We start from the raw sequence: 16,065 nt of genomic DNA, 5'->3' as shown, positions 1-16,065 counted from the left end.
GTTCCATCTTGCGCCGCACAACATAATGTTGCTGCAATTGCGCGTTCCGCTTTGCGGCCATCAGCTCTCGAACAGGCTTTCCTGGCTTCCGGCCGGAGGGTTGAGCCCGAGATGCTTCCATCCGCCGGCATTGAGGCACCGCCCGCGCGCGGTCCGTGCGATCAGGCCGAGCTGGATGAGGTACGGCTCGATCACTTCCTCGACCGTGTCGCGCGGTTCGCTGAGGCCCGCTGCGAGCGTCTCGACGCCAACCGGACCGCCGCGATAGATGTCCGCGATCATCATCAGATAGCGCCGATCCATCGCGTCGAGCCCGAGCTTGTCGACCTCGAGCCGGTTGAGCGCGCGGTCGGCGGCGGTCGCATCGACGCTGTCCTGCCCGGCGGCATGGGCGAAATCGCGAACGCGGCGAAGCAGCCGCCCCGCGATCCGCGGCGTCCCGCGCGAACGCCGCGCGACTTCGGTCGCGCCTTCGGGGGTGATCGCAAGGCCGAGCAGCCCGGCCGCGCGCGTTACGACCCGGGTGAGTTCCTCGACCGTGTAGAAGGACAGCCGCACCGGGATGCCGAAGCGATCGCGCAGCGGCGTAGTGAGCAGCCCTTGCCGGGTCGTGGCACCGACCAGGGTGAATCGCGGCAGGTCAATCCGCACGCTGCGCGCGCTCGGCCCCTCGCCGATCATCAGGTCGAGCGCGCGGTCTTCCATCGCGGGATAGAGCACTTCCTCGACCGCGGGTTGCAGCCGGTGGATCTCATCGATGAACAGCACGTCGCCATCCTCGAGATTGGTCAGCAGCGCCGCGAGATCGCCCGACTTGGCAATCACCGGCCCCGAGGTCGCGCGGAACCCGACCCCCATTTCGCGCGCGATGATCTGCGCGAGCGTGGTCTTGCCGAGCCCCGGCGGCCCGAAGAACAGCACGTGATCGAGCGCATCGCCCCGCGCGCGCGCCGCCGCGATGAAGACGCGCAGATTCTCGCGCGCGGCCTTCTGCCCGACGAAATCGTCGAGCGACTTGGGGCGCAGCGCAGCATCGACGTCCTCGGGCGTGCGGGCAGCGGTGAGGATGCGGTCTTCGGTCATCGCCACGCGATAGCGCGCGGTGGCTGGGCGGGGCAAGGCGCAGCGGGTAAGGCGTGACAATGGCTGACCTTCCCGATCTGTATCTCATCGCCGACATGGCTCCCGATCTCGTGGACGCGCTGGAGCAGCGCTTCACGGTGCACCGCACCGACCCGCCCGCGACGACCCGCGCGATCTGCGGCGGCGGGAGCAGCGTGGTCGACGCCGCGCTGATCGACCGGCTCCCCGCGCTGGAGATCATCGCGATCAACGGCGTGGGCTACGACGGGATCGACCTAGCTGCCGCGAAGGCGCGCGGGGTTCGCGTGACCAACACTCCCGACGTACTGACCGATGACGTCGCCGACCTGGCGATCGGCTTGTGGCTCGCGGTCGAACGGCGGATCGCGGCCAATGACGCAGCGGTGCGCGACGGGGGCTGGAACGTCCCGCTGGCGCGGCGCGCGAGCGGGCGGCGGATCGGCATTTTCGGGCTCGGGCGGATCGGGCACGCCATCGCGCGACGCGCCGAGCCGTTCGGCGGCGAGATCCTGTACACCGCGCGCAGCGAGAAACCGGTGGCGTGGCGTTTCGTGCCCGACATTACCGCGCTGGCCGCAGCGTGCGACGTGCTGATCCTCGCCGCGCCGGGTGGAGCAGGGACGCAGCGCATCGTCGATGCGGCGGTGCTGGCGAAGCTCGGCAGCGAGGGCGTGCTGGTCAATGTAGCGCGCGGCAGCCTGGTCGATCAGGCGGCGTTAGTCGCGGCGCTGGAAACGCGCGGGATCGCGGGGGCCGGGATTGACGTCTTCGCGGACGAGCCGGACGTACCGGACGCGCTCAGGACGATGCCGAACGTGGTGCTGTCACCGCACCAAGGGAGTGCCACGGTCGAAACGCGCAGGGCGATGGCGGCGTTGGTGCTCGCCAACCTCGACGCGCAGCTGGCGGGAGCGCCGCTGCCGAGCGCGGTGGTTTGACGTTCACGTTTTCATGAAATCGGTGAAGTCGCTCCAATGCTCGACCTTGAATGCGCGGATGTCGCGCACGCAGACAGGAAACCAGGCGAGAGCCTTTAGGGCGTTCATGGCCAGTGTGACGTTGACCAGACTATCCCCCTGCGACACGTAAACGCTGCCCTGTACGCGGATGAACCCGTAGCGGTTCAGGACAGCGCCGATGTCAGCATAGGCCTGACTCACCCCTTTCGGATGGGTCTCGCGCGTTTGGTTGAGCAACAGATCGAAGCCGATCGCAAACATCAGCCGTCCGTCGGGTCGGTCAGGATATCCTCCACCGGATAGTCGGCATCCTCGTTGCTTTCGAGCAAATGGATCCGCATCCGCGCCTCCCCTGCTGGACCAGCGTCAGCGATTCCGGTGACCTCGTACGGAGGGCCGTCGAGGCCGAAGCGGCGGACAGACCCGATGAGCGAACCCATATCAACCACGGCGACCTCCGTTCTCTATGGCCCCTGTTTTACCGCGCCGCCTTGCGTAGCGCCAGCCGCACCAGTGCATCCAGCGTGGCACCCGTGCCCAATTCTTCCTCCGCCGCCGCGACCGCGCTGCTCGCTTCGGCTGGGCGGAAGCCGAGGTTGAGCAGCGCCGACACCGCATCCGCGCCCGCGCCGACCGGGGCGACCATGCCGCTGCCGCCGCTGCCGAGCGCGATGCCGCCGGTCTTGTCCTTGAGTTCGCGCACGATCCGTTCGGCGAGCTTGGGGCCGACGCCGTTGGCGCGCGCGACCATCGCCTTGTCCTGCGCGGCGATCGCGCGGACGAGATCGGTCGGTTCGAGCGCCGACAGGATCGCGAGCGCGACACGCGCGCCGACGCCCTGCACGCCGGTGAGCAAGCGGAACCAGTCGCGTTCAGAGGCGCTTGCGAAGCCGACGAGGCGGATGAAGTCCTCCGCCACCAGCATCTCGGTGTGGAGCATCACCGGCTCGCCAACCGGGCCGATCGCCGACAATGTCCGCGACGACGCGCCGACCAGATAGCCGACCCCGCCGACGTCGATCACCGCATGGTCGAGGTCGGTCGCACTGAGGACGCCGCGCAGGTGCGCGATCATCGCGAGGCCACGCTGGGCGGGGTTGCATCAGGCGCAGACGTCACGGGCGATCCATTCTGTATTGCTTGGGTGCCAACAGCTACCCGGAAGGGCGCGGCGCGGGAAAGCTAAATCAGGGAATACGCCGCGCACTGGCCATGTGGTGCGCATGGCAGATCGCGACCGCGAGCGCATCCGCCGCATCCGCGCCGTGGATCTTCACGCCCGGAAGGAGCCGCAAAACCATCGCATGAACCTGCGCTTTGTCCGCGCTTCCGACACCGACGACCGCCTTTTTGACCAGGGTTGCGGCATATTCTCCCACTTCCAGCCCGACTCGCGCGCCCGCGCACAGCACGACGCCGCGCGCCTGGCCGAGCTTGAGCGTGCTTTGCGGGTTGGAATTGACGAACACTTCCTCGACCGCACAGGCGTCGGGCTGGTGATCGATGATGAGTGCGGCGAGCATGGCGTCGAGATGCGCTAGCCGGCGCGGGAGCGGGGCGGCGGTATCCGTCTTGAGGCGGCCGTTGGCGACGTGGCTCAGGCGGTTGCCCTCGGCGCGGATCAGGCCCCAGCCGGTGGTGCCGAGGCCCGGGTCCAGGCCTAGGATCAGCATTTTGGGTTGGGGTTGAAAGAAGGGGATTTCACGCAAAGGCGCAAAGCCGCGAAGGGGGAAGGGAATGGCTTGTGAAGCGTCATGGATTTGGCCGGGTCAAGGAAGGGGTCTCGCACAAAGCCACAAAGGCACGAAGATTGAAGGCAGGGAAACGATTTGCCCGGCGTGCCGGGAGACATAAACTTCTTCTCTTCGTGGCTTTGCGGCTTTGCGGCTTTGCGTGATAAATCCTTACTTGGGCCCGCTGAGGCCGGACGCTGCTCTCGGTGAGACACTGCCCCACCCCAACCCCTCCCCTGAAGGGGAGGGGCTTTTAGTAAACGTCAGCCGAGCTTCTCTAGGATCGCGTCGGACACTTCGTAATTGCCCCAGACCGTTTGCACGTCGTCATCGTCGTCGAGCACGTCGATCAGCTTGAACAGCGTCGCGGCATCGTCCTCGCCGACTTCGACCATCGTCTGCGGACGCCACGCGAGCTTGGCACCCTCGGGCTCGCCGAGCACCGGGGTCAGTGCCGTCACGACTTCGTGGAGCGATTCGTTCGAGGTCCAGATCTCATGACCCTCGTCGCTCGACTGCACGTCCTCGGCACCGGCTTCCAGCGCCGCCTCGAACACCTTCTCGGCATCGCCCACCGACGCTGGATAGGAAATCAGCCCCATCCGGTCGAACGCATGGCTGACCGAGCCCGACGCGCCCAAATTGCCGCCGTTCTTGGCCATGCCGGTGCGGACGTTGGTTGCGGTGCGGTTGCGGTTGTCGGTGAGCGCCTCGATGATCAGCGAGACACCGCCGGGACCGAAGCCCTCGTAGCGGATTTCCTCGTAATTCTCGGTATCGCCCTTCGAGGCCTTGTCGACCGCGCGTTGAATGTTGTCCTTGGGCATCGACTGCGCCTTGGCGGCGTTGATCGCCATGCGCAGGCGCGGGTTCATGTCCGGATCGGGCAGGCCCATCTTTGCAGCCACGGTGATTTCGCGGCTGAGCTTGGAGAACATGCCCGAGCGCTTCTTATCCTGCGCGCCCTTGCGGTACATGATGTTCTTGTATTTGGAATGGCCTGCCATGGGTCTCTCTGCTTTGCCTGCGCGTCATCCCGGCGCCGGGGCCGGGATCCATCCTGTGCCCCGTCGCATATCGTCCGGGGCGAAGTGGATGCTGGAACAAGTCCGGCATGACGGCAAGAGTGTAGGTCGGTCGGCGCTTACGCCAGGCCGAGCGCCTGCTTGTACGTCTCTAGCAGCATTTCCGCCTCGTCGCGGTGGTGCTTTTCCATCTTGCGCAGGCGCACGATGGTGCGGATCGTCTTGACGTCGAACCCGGTCGACTTGGCTTCGCCGTAGACGTCCTTGATGTCGTCCGCGATGCCCTTTTTCTCTTCCTCGAGCCGCTCGATGCGCTCGATGAGAAGGCGTAGCTGGTCGGCGGCGATGGTCTCGCTCATGATAAGTCCCCTGAAAACAGATCGTGGACCCTCCGCGCGGAACAGGGGCCGGGCAGCGTCGGGGCGTATCGGTGGCCCCGCACGGATCGGGCGGGGCGCTTGGCGATACGCCGGGTCGACACGCTCGGTGGCGGTTCAGCGCGAACGGCGGTGGACGCGGGCCTTACCCATCCGCGGCCCCCGCGTCACCCCCCTCCCCGCCACGGCTCATGCATTCTTGGCGACGCTGTCCTTCATCCGCTGCAATTGCTCAGGCGTCGCATCGGCCTGGTGATGCGCCTTCCACTCGCTGTACGGCATGCCGTAGATCGTCTCGCGCGCCGCATCCTTGTCGAGGCTGCCATGCGATGCTTCCTGCACCCAATCCGACAGGCAGTTGCGGCAGAACCCCGCCAGCCCCATCAGATCGACATTCTGCGCGTCGTCGCGGTGGCGCAGATGCTCCACCAGCCGCCGGAAGGCCGCCGCCGCCACCGAATCGTCGAGTTGGTTCAAATCGCTCATCGCACACGCTCCAAAGGTTGATCGTGCGGAGATAGGGGTTAGAGCGGCACGCGCAACGCCACTCCCCAGGGCAAGGACACTCCATGACGAAGGCTATCAGCCCCCGCGCGCGTAAAGTCCGCATTCTCGCGACGCTCGGACCCGCAAGCAATTCCCCGGAAATGATCGCCACGCTGTTCGAGGCGGGGGCCGATGCGTTCCGCGTCAACATGAGCCACGGCGACCAGCAGTCGAAGGTCGCGGTGATCCAGGCGATCCGCGCGCTCGAGAAGACCTACAATCGTCCCTCGACCATCCTTGCCGATCTGCAGGGGCCGAAGCTGCGCGTCGGCAAGTTCGAAGGCGGGCGGGTCGAGCTCGTCACCGGCCAGACCTTCACGCTCGACCGCGATTCGACCCCGGGCGATGCGACTCGGGTCGAGCTGCCGCACCGCGAGATCTTCGAGGCGATCGAGCCCGGCGCGCGGCTGCTGCTCGACGACGGCAAGCTCGTGCTGCGCGTGACCAGCCACACCGAGACGACGATCGTCACCGAGATCGTCGTCGGCGGCGCGCTGTCGAACAACAAGGGGCTCAACGTCCCCGACGTCGTGCTGCCGATGGCGGCGCTGACCGAGAAGGACCGGAGCGATCTCGCCTTCGCGGTCGACCAGGGGGTCGACTGGATCGCGCTCTCCTTCGTCCAGCGGCCCGAGGATCTCGCGGAGGCGCGCAAGCTGATCGGCGGCAAGACCGCATTGCTCGCCAAGATCGAGAAGCCTTCGGCAATCGAGCGGCTCGAGGAAATCGTCGAGGCGTGCGACGGCGTGATGGTCGCGCGCGGCGATCTCGGCGTCGAATTGCCGCCGGAGAGCGTGCCGCCGTTGCAGAAGCGGATCATCGAAGTCTCGCGCCGGCTGGGCCGTCCGGTCGTGGTCGCGACGCAGATGCTCGAATCGATGATCTCCTCGCCCTCGCCGACCCGCGCCGAAGTCTCCGACGTGGCGACCGCGATCTATGACGGCGCGGATGCGATCATGCTGTCGGCGGAAAGTGCTGCCGGCGCATGGCCGAAGGAATCGGTCGCGATGATGAACGCGATCGGCGAGGCGGTCGAAAAGGATTCGACCTATGGCGAGCGGATCCACTTCACCCAGATCCATTCCGACCCGACCACCGCCGACGCTTTGGCGGAAGCGGCCAAGAACATTGCGCACACGGTGGATGCGGCGGCGATCATCTGCTTCACCGCCTCGGGCTCGACCGCGCGTCGCGTCGCGCGCGAGCGGCCGGGCGTGCCGCTGATGGTGCTGACCCCGAACATCGAGACCGCGCGGCGCGCGGGACTGCTGTGGGGCGCCTATGCGGTTTACACCAAGGACGTCGATTCGTTCGAGGCGATGGTCGCGAAGGCCAAGCGCATGGCGCTGCGGCACACGCTGGCGAAGGCGGGCGACCGCGTGATCATCATCGCGGGCGTGCCGTTCAAGACGCCCGGGTCGACCAACGTGCTCCACGTGGTGCGGATCATCGGGGACGAATTGAAGGACTACGCCTGAACCACTGTCTCGAGGGTATGGCGACGCATTGCCCTGCCCTCGAGCCCTCCCGCTTGGAACAGCGTTGCCGATGACCGCCGCGATGGCGGCTCCGGCAGCAGGGATATGCGGTCAGGCGACAGGGGTGTCACGCGGCGGGGAGCGCTAGCATCCCAGCCGGGTAACGTGCCCCATCTTCCGCCCGGGACGCGTTTCCTTGCCGTAGAGGTGCAGGTGCGCGCCCGGTTCGGCGAGGATGTCCGCCCAGCGATCGGCGTCATGCCCGATCAGATTTTCCATGGCCACGCTCGGCGCGGTCAGCGCGGTGTCGCCGAGCGGCAGGCCGCAAATCGCGCGAATGTGGTTCTCGAATTGCGAGCAGGCCGCGCCCTCGATCGTCCAATGCCCCGAATTGTGCACGCGCGGCGCCATTTCGTTGAACACAGGGCCGTGCGCGCCGGCGAAGAACTCGCACGCGAGCACCCCGACATAGTCGAGCCGGTCCGCGATCCGCCCGGCGAGCGCAGCAGCCTCGCCCCATTGCGACGCGATCTCGGCGGGTGCCGGTAGCGTCGAGCGGGCGAGGATACCGTCTTCATGCTCGTTCCACGGCGGTGGGTAGCTCACCATCTGGCCGTCCTTGCGGCGGACCAGCAGGATCGAGAATTCATGGCTGAACGTCACGAACCCCTCGAGGATCGCGGGGCGCTGGCCGATCGCCTCCCATGCAGCGGCGACCTCGCCGGGCGCCATGATCCGCACCTGACCCTTGCCGTCATAGCCCATGCGAAGCGTCTTGAGGATCGCGGGCGTCCCGATCCGCGCGACCGCCGCTTCCAGCTCGGCAAGGCTCTCGACCTTGGCCCATGGCGCGGTGCGCCCGCCGATCTCCCCGACGAAGGCCTTTTCCGCCGCGCGATCCTGCGCAATGCCGAGCGCCGCGGGCGACGGGTAGACCGGCACCTTGGCCGCGAGATACTGGACCGGGTCCAGCGCGATATTCTCGAACTCGTACGTCACGACATCCGCCTCGGCCGCGAACGCGTCGAGCACGATCCGACTGTGATAATCCGCACGCGTAAAGCTGGAGGCGGTCTGCGCCGCGACCGCTTCTTCGTCGGGCGCCAGGATGCGCGTGTGATAGCCGAGTTGCGCAGCAGCCACCGCGAGCATCCGCCCGAGTTGCCCGCCACCCAGAATGCCGATCGTCGAACCCGGAGGAAGCATCGTCATGCCGGATCGTTGGCGACGCCGTCGGTCTGCGCCGCACGCCATGCCTGCAGCCGCGCGGACAGGTCGGGATCCGCGAGGGCAAGGATAGCGGCGGCGAGCAACGCCGCATTCTTCGCGCCCGCCTTGCCGATCGCGAGCGTGCCCACCGGAATGCCCGCGGGCATCTGGACGATCGAATACAGGCTGTCGACGCCCTTGAGCGCCTTGCTCTCGACCGGCACGCCGAGCACCGGCAGATGCGTCAGCGCCGCTGCCATGCCCGGCAGGTGCGCGGCACCCCCCGCGCCCGCGATGATGACCTTCAGGCCGCGTGCCGCCGCGCTGCCCGCGTAATCGTACAGCCGCTGCGGGGTGCGATGCGCGGACACGACGTTCGCCTCGTGCGCAATGCCGAGCTCGCCGAGGAGATCCGCAGCGTGCCGCATCGTCTCCCAATCGGAGGTGCTGCCCATGATGATGCCGACAGAGGGTTCCATCGGCTGGGGTTAGCGGGCACCCGCGCCAAGAGCAACATCTGCGTGGCCCGCTTAACCATAACGGTTGCGGAACCAAGTTGGGCCAGCACGAGTTAAGCGGATCAGTCTCACAGTACAGGGTGCTGCTCCAATGAACCGCAAGATCTCCGCCATTTCCTGCGCCGCGATGTCGGCCGTGCTCGTCTTCGCAACGCCCGCGTTCGCCGAAGGCAAGGCCGACCGTGCGCGCGTCGCGATCGCTGCGGCACAGGCCAAGATCGATGCCGCCAACAAGGTCGGCGCGACCGGCGAGGTCCCCCGGATGCAGGCTGCCGCCCAGGCCGCGCTGCGCACCGCGCAGGAAGATCTCGCCCGCGGCGACAAGGAGCAGGCGATCGCTGCAGCGAACCATGCCTCCGAGCTCGCCGACACCGCCATCGGTGAAGCGCAGCGCGCGCGGACCCAGGCAGCGCGTGCCGCCAATGGCGAGGCGCGCGATGCCGCCGCAAACGCCCAGGCCGACGCTGCCGCCGCCAATCAGCGCGCAGCGGCCGCCGAGCAGGCGGCGGCCTCCGCCGCGGCCGATGCCGCCGCCGCGCGTTCGACGCCGGTCGTGGTCGCAGCGCCGGCTGCCCCGCCCGCGCCGACGACCACGGTGACGACCGAGACCGAGAAGGTCGCCACGCCCGCCGCGCGCCCGGCGGCGCGCCGCGTCGTCAAGCGGACCGTGCGTCACACCGCCGCGCGCCCCGCACCGCGCACGGTCGAGAAGACCACGACCACGGTGAAGACCGAGGCCAACTGACCCTTTCAGAAATTCCGTCGTGCCGGGCGCATCCCGGCATTCATCGACCCACCTGTCTGTAGCGTAAACGCGTATTGTGGGTCGGTGGACCCCGGCACAGGGCCGGGGCGACGCGGATGAGTTTGTACCGCGTCAACTGATGTGTTTGTACGGCATAGCGTAAAGCGTACCGTCGCCCCGGCGCAGGCCGGGACCGCCAGGCAGGATGCGCAACATCTGTTCCGCGCCCTACCCGAACGGCCCCGGCCTGCGCCGGGGTGACGCCTTTCATTATGCCGCCCGCCGCTACCGCTCGCTCAGATAATAGCGATCCGTCGCCGCCAGCGAGTCATCCAGTTCATAGACGATCGGCTGCCCGGTCGGGATCTCCAGCGTGGTGATCTCGTCGTCCGGGATCCCCGACAGGTGCTTGACCAATGCCCGCAGCGAATTGCCGTGCGCCGAGATCAGCACGCGCTGCCCGTCCTTCAGCGCCGGCACGATCCGCGCCTCCCAATAGGGCAGCACACGCGCGATCGTGTCCTTGAGGCTCTCGGTCGAGGGGATCGCGATTCCCGCATAGCGCCGGTCCTCCGACAGGTCATAGGCGCTGCCCGCTTCCATCGGCGGCGGCGGTACGTCGAAGCTGCGGCGCCAGATATGCACCTGCGCCTCGCCATGCTTCTCCGCGGTCTCGGCCTTGTTGAGCCCGGTCAGCCCGCCGTAATGTCGCTCGTTGAGCCGCCAGTCCTTCTCGACCGGCAGCCACAGCCGGTGCATTTCCTCGAGCGCGAGGTTGAGCGTCTTGATCGCGCGGGTCTGCAGCGAGGTGAAGCACTGGTCGAAGTCGAGGCCCTTCTCCGCCATCAACCGCCCCGCCGCGCGCGCTTCCTCGGCACCCTTTTCGGTGACGTCGACGTCCCACCAGCCGGTGAAGCGGTTCTCGAGGTTCCAGCTGGACTGGCCGTGGCGGATCAGGACGAGCGTTGGCATCAGGGTTCTCCAATTTCACGGCACCCCGGCATAGGCGGGGCCGTCAGGTATTTCGGGCAAGGGTGGGACGGGAAAGCAACGGCCCCAGACTTCGCCGGGACGACAGCTAGATCCCGTCGATCATCTCCGCCAGTACGTCGAGGCAGGCGTGCGCGAGTGTCTTCGAGCGTTCGCCCGACCAGCCGAATTCGGCATCGGGGTTCGGATCGTGATCCTTGAACGGCATTTCCAGCGTCATCGATACAGCGCCGAACCGCTCCGCCACCTGATTGGTCGACATCGACAGGTTCGCGCGGCCAGGAGCCGCCTTGTCATAACCCTTGGCGGTCTGGAAATCGGGCGTTACTGCCTCCAGCCGTCGTCCGAACTCGGTATATTTCGCGCCCTGCGCCTCGGTCCATGACGGAATCCCCTCGAACCCTGCGAAGAAGTTGGCGGGGATCGCCTCGTCGCCATGGACGTCCATCGCGAAATCCACGCCGGTCCGGTCCATCGCAGCCAGCACGCACAGCACTTCCGGGCTCTTCTCGGGCGTCGGGGTAAGCCATTCGCGGTTGAGGTTCACCCCCGCCGCATTGGTGCGCAGATGTCCGCGGAAGGATCCATCGGGGTTCATGTTGGGCACGCAATAAAACGTCGCCTGCTCCAGCAGCGCGGCGGTTGCGGGATTGGCGGTGTCGGTCAGCCGCTCGAGCAGGCCCTCCATGAACCATTCGGCCATGCTTTCGCCCGGATGTTGCCGCGCGTAGAACCATATCGGCTTGGGGCCAGTGCCGAGTTCGAGGCAATCGATCGACCGCCCGTCGAGCGTCTGGCCGAGCTCGTGGTGCGTCACGCCCGGCGCGAGCGCGATCCGTGCGACGAGATCGTCATGCCGTTCCATCGTATACGGCTGGAAATAGGCGAACCAGGCGAGGTCGCCCGTCCCGGTCCATTCGAACTCGAGCACCCCGTCGACATAGCGCGTCGGGATCATCCGCCAGTGAATCCGGTCGGTGCTGACGCGGACCTTGTAGCCCGGCCAGCCGAACGGATAGGCCGATCCGCCCGCATTGAGGATCCGGAAGGTGCAGCTCGTCCCCTGCACGCCCGAGACGCGGAAGTGGAACCACTGGTAGAAATCCGACTGGCGATCATGCGCGATGTTGAGATCGATCCGGGCGGCATGGCTGCCCCCCGAATCGATCCCGACCAGCTGGATGTTGCCGCTGTCAAAGGCGGCGGTAACGGCGATGGTGTTCTGGATGAGGCTCATTTGACCGTGATAGTGCGGCCCGAATCCCCGGGGAAGCCCTGGAACAGCGCTGCAGCCAATTTCCGCGCGACCGCATCGGGCTGCGCATCGCGTGCGGCCCCGTCCGCGCTGGTCTGCGCGCGGCCTTCCCAGATGATCGTCTGGTCGCTGCGGCGGCGAATCTGTACCTGCATGTCGGTCAGCGCGATCGTGCGATACTTCGGCCGCCCGATCGGGAAGGACACGCCGCCGCCGAGCCCGACCCCGCCGCCGCCGCGATAGCCACCGCCGCCCGTCGCGCCGCCCAGGCCGATCTGCAGTCCGCTGCTACGCGGTGCGCCTTCGCGCAATTGCTGGTTGAAGCCGACGACCGCGATATATTGCGAGGCCGCTCCGGTCGCGGCGGGGGTAAAGCCGTGGCGCAACGCCTCGTCCTGCACCGCATTGGCATAATTGCGGAATTCCAGGCCCGAATCGATCGGTTCACGGACACCGCTGCTGCCAGCGCCGCCCCTGTCGCCGCCCCTGTCGCTGCCCATGTCGCGGCGGACGTCGCCGCTGCCATAGGTGCCGTACCGCCCGACCGCGCCGCGCTGCATCGGCTCGACCGCGAGCGTGCCCGTTTCGAGCGGTGCGCCGAGGTGGAAGCGCGTGACTTCCACCGGGCTGCTGCGCATCGTCGTCGTACAACCGGTGAGTGCGGTCGCCGCGACCAATGCCAATCCGAAACCGATCTTCATGCGCTTGCGCCTTTACGTGAGCTTGTTGCGATGGGATAACGCATCGACGCCCGGTTGGGGTTCCGCGGCAACCCGATCTTGACTAAGCTGCAATGGCCCCATATGCGAGCGCCTCTTTTCCACATTCCAGAATTTGCAAAGCGAATCGATCATGAAGATCCGCAATTCCCTGAAGTCGCTCAAGGGCCGTCATCGCGATAACCGCGTGATTCGTCGTCGTGGGCGGACGTACATCATCAACAAGACCAACCGTCGCTTCAAGGCGCGCCAGGGTTAATTCCCCGATGCGTCCCGGGACGCGTGCCGTCGTCTTCGACATCGGCAACGTCCTGTACGACTGGAACCCGCGGTTCCTCTATGAGCGCCTGATCGATGATGATCGGGCGCTCGATGCGTTTCTGCGGGACGTCGCGACCAAGGACTGGCACTTCCAGCATGACGCTGGCCGTCCTTTCGCCGAGACCTCGGCGGAACTCGCATCCGCGTATCCGGAACATGCCGCGCTGATCGCCGCCTGGGGGCCGCGGTTCGTCGAGCAGCTCGGGGGCATGCTTCCGGGAATGCACGCGCTCGTTCTCGACCTGGAGGCGGCCGGCGTGCCCCTGTACGCGATCACGAACTTCTCCGGCGAATTCTGGCCGCCCTTCCGCGCGCGCGAAGCCGATCTGTTCGAACGATTCCGCGATATCGTCGTGTCGGGGGACGAACGGCTGACCAAGCCCGATGCCGCCATCTACCGCCTCGCGCTCGACCGATTCGGTGTGGAGGCGCAGGACACGCTGTTCATCGACGACCGCGCGGACAATGTCGCCGGGGCGCAGGCCGTCGGGATGAACGCCGTGCTGTTCACCGATGCGCAAACGCTGCGCGCAGACCTGGTCGAGCACGACTTCCTGCCCTGACGACGATCGACCGCCAAGCGCCGTGCCGTCACCCCGGCGAAGGCCGGGGCCGTTGGGTGGTGGCGCGCAACAGGCGTCCTGCGTTCAACCTGACGGCCCCGGCCTGCGCCGGGGTGACGGGCGCGCCCGCCCGGTCTCCGCCGTGTCAGCGCACGACCGGCAACGCGATGTAGCTCTGGTCCGGGCCGCTAACCACCACCTTCTGCGTCGCCTTCACGTAATCCGCGGGCTTGGCGAAGAAGATGTTGGGGACGAAGCGCTGCGGGTTACGGTCGTAGAGCGGGAACCAGCTTGACTGGACCTGCACCATGATGCGGTGCCCGGGCAGGAACACGTGGTTCGCCTGCGGCAACGCCCAGCTATACGCCAGCGGCACGCCGGGCTTGAGCGCCACCGCATGGTCGAGCCCCTCGCGGTAGCGCCCGCGGAAGATGTCCATCCCGACCGCGAGCTGATAGCCCCCCATCTTGGGGTCGCTCGGGACCTGGTCGGGATAGACGTCGATCAGCTTGACCACCCAGTCGCTGTCCGTCCCGCTCGTCGCGGCGGTGAGATGGACGACCGGTTGCCCCGCGATCGTCACCGCCTGCGTCAGCGCCGGGCCGGTGAAGGTCAGCACGTCGGGGCGGCTCGACACGATCCGCTGGTCGCCGACCAGCCACGCCTTCCAGTGATTGTCCTCATAGCTCACCGGCCGCACCGGGCGCGCAACGTTGGTCACCGGATGCGCGGGATCGGAGACATAGTCGGCGGTCTGCACTCGCCCGGTCGCGGGCGCGAAGCCGACCGCGTCGCCCGGCTGGAGGAACAGCTTGGTCATTTCGGGCTGCGCGGGCCAGCCGGGGAGGCGCTGCCACTGGTTGGTGCCGCTCTGGAACGCGGTGACGGGCGCGACGTCCATCGGCGTGCCCTTGAGGTAATGCGCGAGGAACGGGCCAAGCACAGTGCGACGCCACCATTTGGCGGTGTCCTGGTCCCACTGAATGTCGCCGAGCGCCTTGCCATCGTCGATCTGCTGGCCGTGATACCATGGGCCCATCGTCAGATAGACCATGTTCCCGGCGCTATCCTTGGGCTTGAGCGCACGGTACACCGCAGTCGCGCCGTAAATGTCTTCCTGGTCCCACAAGCCGTGGACGAGCATCACCGGCACCTTGAGCGGATAGCGCGCGAGCACCTGGTCCATCGCCTGCGCCTGCCAGAAGGCGTCATAGGCCGGATGCGCAGAGAGCTTTCTCCAGAAACCGATCTGGTCGAGCCCATGCGCCTTCGCAAGCGCGCCCGCCGACCCGGCGCGCATCGCGGAATCATATTCATCGTAGGTCGTGCGGGCATAAGGCGACGAATTGTCGCGGGTCGCGATCTGCTCCCAGATGTAATCGATCCCGAGCCGGAACGCGCCGTTGTGGAACCAGTCGTCCCCGCGCCAGCCGTCGACCATCGGATTCTCCGGCACCGCCACCACGAGCGCGGGGTGCGGGTCGATCAGCGGCATCAGCGACAGGAAGCCATCGTAGGAAATGCCGAGGATCCCGACCTTCCCGTTCGATTCGGGCAGGTGCTTCACCAGCCAGTCGATCGTGTCGTAGGTGTCGGTCGAGTCGTCGGTGTGGGTCGGGTTGAGCGCGGTGTCGTGGAGCGGCGGGTTCATCATCGCGATGCCCTGCGACCCGTATTTGCCGCGGACGTCCTGCACGACGCGGATGTAGCCGCCATCGACGATCACGTCGGTGGCATTGTCATAGCCGGTGATGCTCGAGGCGAGATCGGCGTTGTTGCCGCCCTTGCCCGTCATCCCGTCGGCGCTGTACGGCGTGCGGGTCATCACGATGCCCGCGTCGTGCGCGCCCTTTGGAATCAGGATGATGGTGTGGAGCTTGACCCCGTCGCGCATCGGGATCTCGACCGTGCGGCGCTCATAGTTGAACCCCTCGGTCGGGGGCACGAGCGTAGCGGGGCGCTCGTCGTATGTCTGCGCCTGCGTGGGGATCGGAAGAAGCGCGCACAATGCAGCGCCGACGAGCCATTTGACCATCATGCCAATCCCCCATGTCACCCCGGCCCGATGCCGACGCCACCGGGCCCGTTGTCCCGATGAAGCGAGTGTGTGCCACGGCGGACCATGCGACAAGCCCGCGGCGATGGCGAAGCACACAAAAAAACGGCCCGCTCCCGATATCGAGAGCAGGCCGTCTTTCAGCGCGGTTGCGCAGACGTTACGCCTGGCGCGTGCCCGTCATCGGGAAGCTGCCGAACGCGCCCGCACCAACGGTGCCCGTCAGCGTGTCGCCCTCGGCGGTCGCGCTGCAATCGAGGCTCATCGGCATCGGCACGGTGATCGACATCGTCCACTTGATCGTGTCACCCTCGACCTTGCCATCGGTGATGTCGACCGCGCCCATCGCGCCGACCTGGCTTCCGGTCCAGCTGTCGCCGTCGGTCTTGACGGTCAGCACTGCCTTCTGGTCGCCCAGCGGCGACTTGACGATCGTATCCCAGCTTCCATCGACAGCAGCCATCGTA

Annotated in this window: 20 protein-coding genes; 5 read left to right on the top strand and 15 right to left on the bottom strand. The window is 66.9% G+C overall.

Annotation, left to right across the window (positions count from 1 at the left end; translation table 11 throughout):
* Positions 1 to 60: 60 nt before the first annotated feature.
* Positions 61 to 1,083 (bottom strand): Holliday junction branch migration DNA helicase RuvB, encoded by a 1,023-nt coding sequence (gene ruvB, locus L8K25_RS09840; RefSeq protein WP_242138682.1) that lies wholly within the window; start codon positions 1,081 to 1,083, stop codon positions 61 to 63.
* A gap of 59 nt (positions 1,084 to 1,142) precedes the next feature.
* Between ruvB and L8K25_RS09835 the strand changes: the two genes are divergently transcribed.
* On the top strand, positions 1,143 to 2,042 hold the full coding sequence (locus L8K25_RS09835; protein WP_242138681.1) for a 2-hydroxyacid dehydrogenase: 900 nt from the start codon (positions 1,143 to 1,145) through the stop codon (positions 2,040 to 2,042).
* Positions 2,043 to 2,045: 3 nt separating this feature from the next.
* On the opposite strand, the gene L8K25_RS09830 is transcribed toward L8K25_RS09835, so the two are convergent.
* The 7 genes from L8K25_RS09830 to L8K25_RS09800 form a co-directional block, all read right to left on the bottom strand.
* Positions 2,046 to 2,324 (bottom strand): virulence factor, encoded by a 279-nt coding sequence (locus L8K25_RS09830; protein WP_242138680.1) that lies wholly within the window; start codon positions 2,322 to 2,324, stop codon positions 2,046 to 2,048.
* Positions 2,324 to 2,503, bottom strand: coding sequence for a DUF5397 family protein (locus L8K25_RS09825; protein WP_242138764.1), 180 nt, complete (start codon positions 2,501 to 2,503; stop codon positions 2,324 to 2,326). The genes L8K25_RS09830 and L8K25_RS09825 overlap by 1 nt, the downstream gene beginning before the upstream one ends.
* Positions 2,504 to 2,541: 38 nt before the next feature.
* On the bottom strand, positions 2,542 to 3,138 hold the full coding sequence (ruvA, locus tag L8K25_RS09820; protein WP_242138679.1) for a Holliday junction branch migration protein RuvA: 597 nt from the start codon (positions 3,136 to 3,138) through the stop codon (positions 2,542 to 2,544).
* Between the two features lie 112 nt (positions 3,139 to 3,250).
* The gene (ruvC, locus tag L8K25_RS09815; protein WP_242138678.1) at positions 3,251 to 3,736 is read right to left on the bottom strand and encodes a crossover junction endodeoxyribonuclease RuvC; all 486 of its coding nucleotides are present in this window, start codon (positions 3,734 to 3,736) and stop codon (positions 3,251 to 3,253) included.
* A gap of 323 nt (positions 3,737 to 4,059) precedes the next feature.
* Complete coding sequence (locus tag L8K25_RS09810; protein ID WP_242138677.1) at positions 4,060 to 4,803, bottom strand: YebC/PmpR family DNA-binding transcriptional regulator; 744 nt, start codon at positions 4,801 to 4,803, stop codon at positions 4,060 to 4,062.
* 137 nt (positions 4,804 to 4,940) lie between these two features.
* On the bottom strand, positions 4,941 to 5,180 hold the full coding sequence (locus L8K25_RS09805; RefSeq protein WP_010160912.1) for a DUF2312 domain-containing protein: 240 nt from the start codon (positions 5,178 to 5,180) through the stop codon (positions 4,941 to 4,943).
* A 207-nt stretch (positions 5,181 to 5,387) separates the two neighbouring features.
* Entirely contained in the window at positions 5,388 to 5,684 is a 297-nt protein-coding gene (locus L8K25_RS09800) for a DUF1244 domain-containing protein (RefSeq protein ID WP_242138676.1), read from the bottom strand.
* An 83-nt stretch (positions 5,685 to 5,767) separates the two neighbouring features.
* Between L8K25_RS09800 and pyk the strand changes: the two genes are divergently transcribed.
* Entirely contained in the window at positions 5,768 to 7,222 is a 1,455-nt protein-coding gene (gene pyk, locus L8K25_RS09795; protein ID WP_242138675.1) for a pyruvate kinase, read from the top strand.
* A 144-nt stretch (positions 7,223 to 7,366) separates the two neighbouring features.
* Here the strand turns inward: pyk and L8K25_RS09790 are convergent, their stop codons facing one another.
* Positions 7,367 to 8,434 (bottom strand): 5-(carboxyamino)imidazole ribonucleotide synthase, encoded by a 1,068-nt coding sequence (locus tag L8K25_RS09790; protein WP_242138674.1) that lies wholly within the window; start codon positions 8,432 to 8,434, stop codon positions 7,367 to 7,369.
* Positions 8,431 to 8,886, bottom strand: a complete 456-nt coding sequence (purE, locus tag L8K25_RS09785; RefSeq protein WP_242138673.1) for a 5-(carboxyamino)imidazole ribonucleotide mutase — start codon at positions 8,884 to 8,886, stop codon at positions 8,431 to 8,433. Before purE ends, L8K25_RS09790 begins: the two co-directional genes overlap by 4 nt.
* Before the next feature lie 154 nt (positions 8,887 to 9,040).
* On the opposite strand from purE, the gene L8K25_RS09780 reads away from it, so the two are divergent.
* Positions 9,041 to 9,694 carry a hypothetical protein gene (locus tag L8K25_RS09780; protein WP_242138672.1) on the top strand — a complete coding sequence of 218 codons (654 nt, stop codon included), beginning with the start codon at positions 9,041 to 9,043 and terminating at the stop codon, positions 9,692 to 9,694.
* Between the two features lie 285 nt (positions 9,695 to 9,979).
* Here the strand turns inward: L8K25_RS09780 and gpmA are convergent, their stop codons facing one another.
* From gpmA to L8K25_RS09765, 3 genes are all read right to left on the bottom strand, one after another.
* Entirely contained in the window at positions 9,980 to 10,666 is a 687-nt protein-coding gene (gpmA, locus tag L8K25_RS09775) for a 2,3-diphosphoglycerate-dependent phosphoglycerate mutase (protein ID WP_242138671.1), read from the bottom strand.
* Positions 10,667 to 10,772: 106 nt separating this feature from the next.
* Complete coding sequence (locus L8K25_RS09770) at positions 10,773 to 11,921, bottom strand: M14-type cytosolic carboxypeptidase (RefSeq protein ID WP_242138670.1); 1,149 nt, start codon at positions 11,919 to 11,921, stop codon at positions 10,773 to 10,775.
* Complete coding sequence (locus tag L8K25_RS09765; protein WP_242138669.1) at positions 11,918 to 12,640, bottom strand: DUF4136 domain-containing protein; 723 nt, start codon at positions 12,638 to 12,640, stop codon at positions 11,918 to 11,920. Before L8K25_RS09765 ends, L8K25_RS09770 begins: the two co-directional genes overlap by 4 nt.
* 151 nt (positions 12,641 to 12,791) lie before the next feature.
* Between L8K25_RS09765 and ykgO the strand changes: the two genes are divergently transcribed.
* Together ykgO and L8K25_RS09755 are read left to right on the top strand one after the other, a co-directional pair.
* Positions 12,792 to 12,917, top strand: a complete 126-nt coding sequence (gene ykgO, locus L8K25_RS09760; protein WP_010160916.1) for a type B 50S ribosomal protein L36 — start codon at positions 12,792 to 12,794, stop codon at positions 12,915 to 12,917.
* 7 nt (positions 12,918 to 12,924) lie between these two features.
* On the top strand, positions 12,925 to 13,542 hold the full coding sequence (locus L8K25_RS09755) for an HAD family phosphatase (protein ID WP_242138668.1): 618 nt from the start codon (positions 12,925 to 12,927) through the stop codon (positions 13,540 to 13,542).
* A gap of 145 nt (positions 13,543 to 13,687) precedes the next feature.
* On the opposite strand, the gene L8K25_RS09750 is transcribed toward L8K25_RS09755, so the two are convergent.
* Positions 13,688 to 15,580, bottom strand: coding sequence for a CocE/NonD family hydrolase (locus tag L8K25_RS09750; protein WP_242138667.1), 1,893 nt, complete (start codon positions 15,578 to 15,580; stop codon positions 13,688 to 13,690).
* Between the two features lie 178 nt (positions 15,581 to 15,758).
* Entirely contained in the window at positions 15,759 to 16,061 is a 303-nt protein-coding gene (locus L8K25_RS09745; RefSeq protein ID WP_242138666.1) for a hypothetical protein, read from the bottom strand.
* Positions 16,062 to 16,065: the final 4 nt, after the last annotated feature.

This window comes from Sphingomonas sp. TREG-RG-20F-R18-01, assembly GCF_022662475.1.
Taxonomy (GTDB): Bacteria; Pseudomonadota; Alphaproteobacteria; order Sphingomonadales; family Sphingomonadaceae; genus Sphingomonas.
Note: the sequence above shows the minus strand (reverse complement) of the source record. Positions and strands in the feature narration are given on the sequence as shown.

Excerpts from the sequence above, each read along its gene's own strand:
- L8K25_RS09765 (WP_242138669.1), bottom strand. The coding sequence starts at position 12,640 with ATGAAGATCGGTTTCGGATTGGCATTGGTCGCGGCGACCGCACTCACC.
- L8K25_RS09830 (WP_242138680.1), bottom strand. The coding sequence starts at position 2,324 with ATGTTTGCGATCGGCTTCGATCTGTTGCTCAACCAAACGCGCGAGACC.
- L8K25_RS09805 (WP_010160912.1), bottom strand. The coding sequence starts at position 5,180 with ATGAGCGAGACCATCGCCGCCGACCAGCTACGCCTTCTCATCGAGCGC.
- L8K25_RS09800 (WP_242138676.1), bottom strand. The coding sequence starts at position 5,684 with ATGAGCGATTTGAACCAACTCGACGATTCGGTGGCGGCGGCGGCCTTC.
- L8K25_RS09750 (WP_242138667.1), bottom strand. The coding sequence starts at position 15,580 with ATGATGGTCAAATGGCTCGTCGGCGCTGCATTGTGCGCGCTTCTTCCG.
- ruvA (WP_242138679.1), bottom strand. The coding sequence starts at position 3,138 with ATGATCGCGCACCTGCGCGGCGTCCTCAGTGCGACCGACCTCGACCAT.
- ruvB (WP_242138682.1), bottom strand. The coding sequence starts at position 1,083 with ATGACCGAAGACCGCATCCTCACCGCTGCCCGCACGCCCGAGGACGTC.
- L8K25_RS09810 (WP_242138677.1), bottom strand. The coding sequence starts at position 4,803 with ATGGCAGGCCATTCCAAATACAAGAACATCATGTACCGCAAGGGCGCG.
- purE (WP_242138673.1), bottom strand. The coding sequence starts at position 8,886 with ATGGGCAGCACCTCCGATTGGGAGACGATGCGGCACGCTGCGGATCTC.
- ykgO (WP_010160916.1), top strand. The coding sequence starts at position 12,792 with ATGAAGATCCGCAATTCCCTGAAGTCGCTCAAGGGCCGTCATCGCGAT.
- L8K25_RS09790 (WP_242138674.1), bottom strand. The coding sequence starts at position 8,434 with ATGACGATGCTTCCTCCGGGTTCGACGATCGGCATTCTGGGTGGCGGG.
- L8K25_RS09770 (WP_242138670.1), bottom strand. The coding sequence starts at position 11,921 with ATGAGCCTCATCCAGAACACCATCGCCGTTACCGCCGCCTTTGACAGC.
- L8K25_RS09745 (WP_242138666.1), bottom strand. The coding sequence starts at position 16,061 with ATGGCTGCTGTCGATGGAAGCTGGGATACGATCGTCAAGTCGCCGCTG.
- ruvC (WP_242138678.1), bottom strand. The coding sequence starts at position 3,736 with ATGCTGATCCTAGGCCTGGACCCGGGCCTCGGCACCACCGGCTGGGGC.
- L8K25_RS09835 (WP_242138681.1), top strand. The coding sequence starts at position 1,143 with ATGGCTGACCTTCCCGATCTGTATCTCATCGCCGACATGGCTCCCGAT.
- L8K25_RS09780 (WP_242138672.1), top strand. The coding sequence starts at position 9,041 with ATGAACCGCAAGATCTCCGCCATTTCCTGCGCCGCGATGTCGGCCGTG.
- L8K25_RS09755 (WP_242138668.1), top strand. The coding sequence starts at position 12,925 with ATGCGTCCCGGGACGCGTGCCGTCGTCTTCGACATCGGCAACGTCCTG.
- pyk (WP_242138675.1), top strand. The coding sequence starts at position 5,768 with ATGACGAAGGCTATCAGCCCCCGCGCGCGTAAAGTCCGCATTCTCGCG.
- L8K25_RS09825 (WP_242138764.1), bottom strand. The coding sequence starts at position 2,503 with ATGGGTTCGCTCATCGGGTCTGTCCGCCGCTTCGGCCTCGACGGCCCT.
- gpmA (WP_242138671.1), bottom strand. The coding sequence starts at position 10,666 with ATGCCAACGCTCGTCCTGATCCGCCACGGCCAGTCCAGCTGGAACCTC.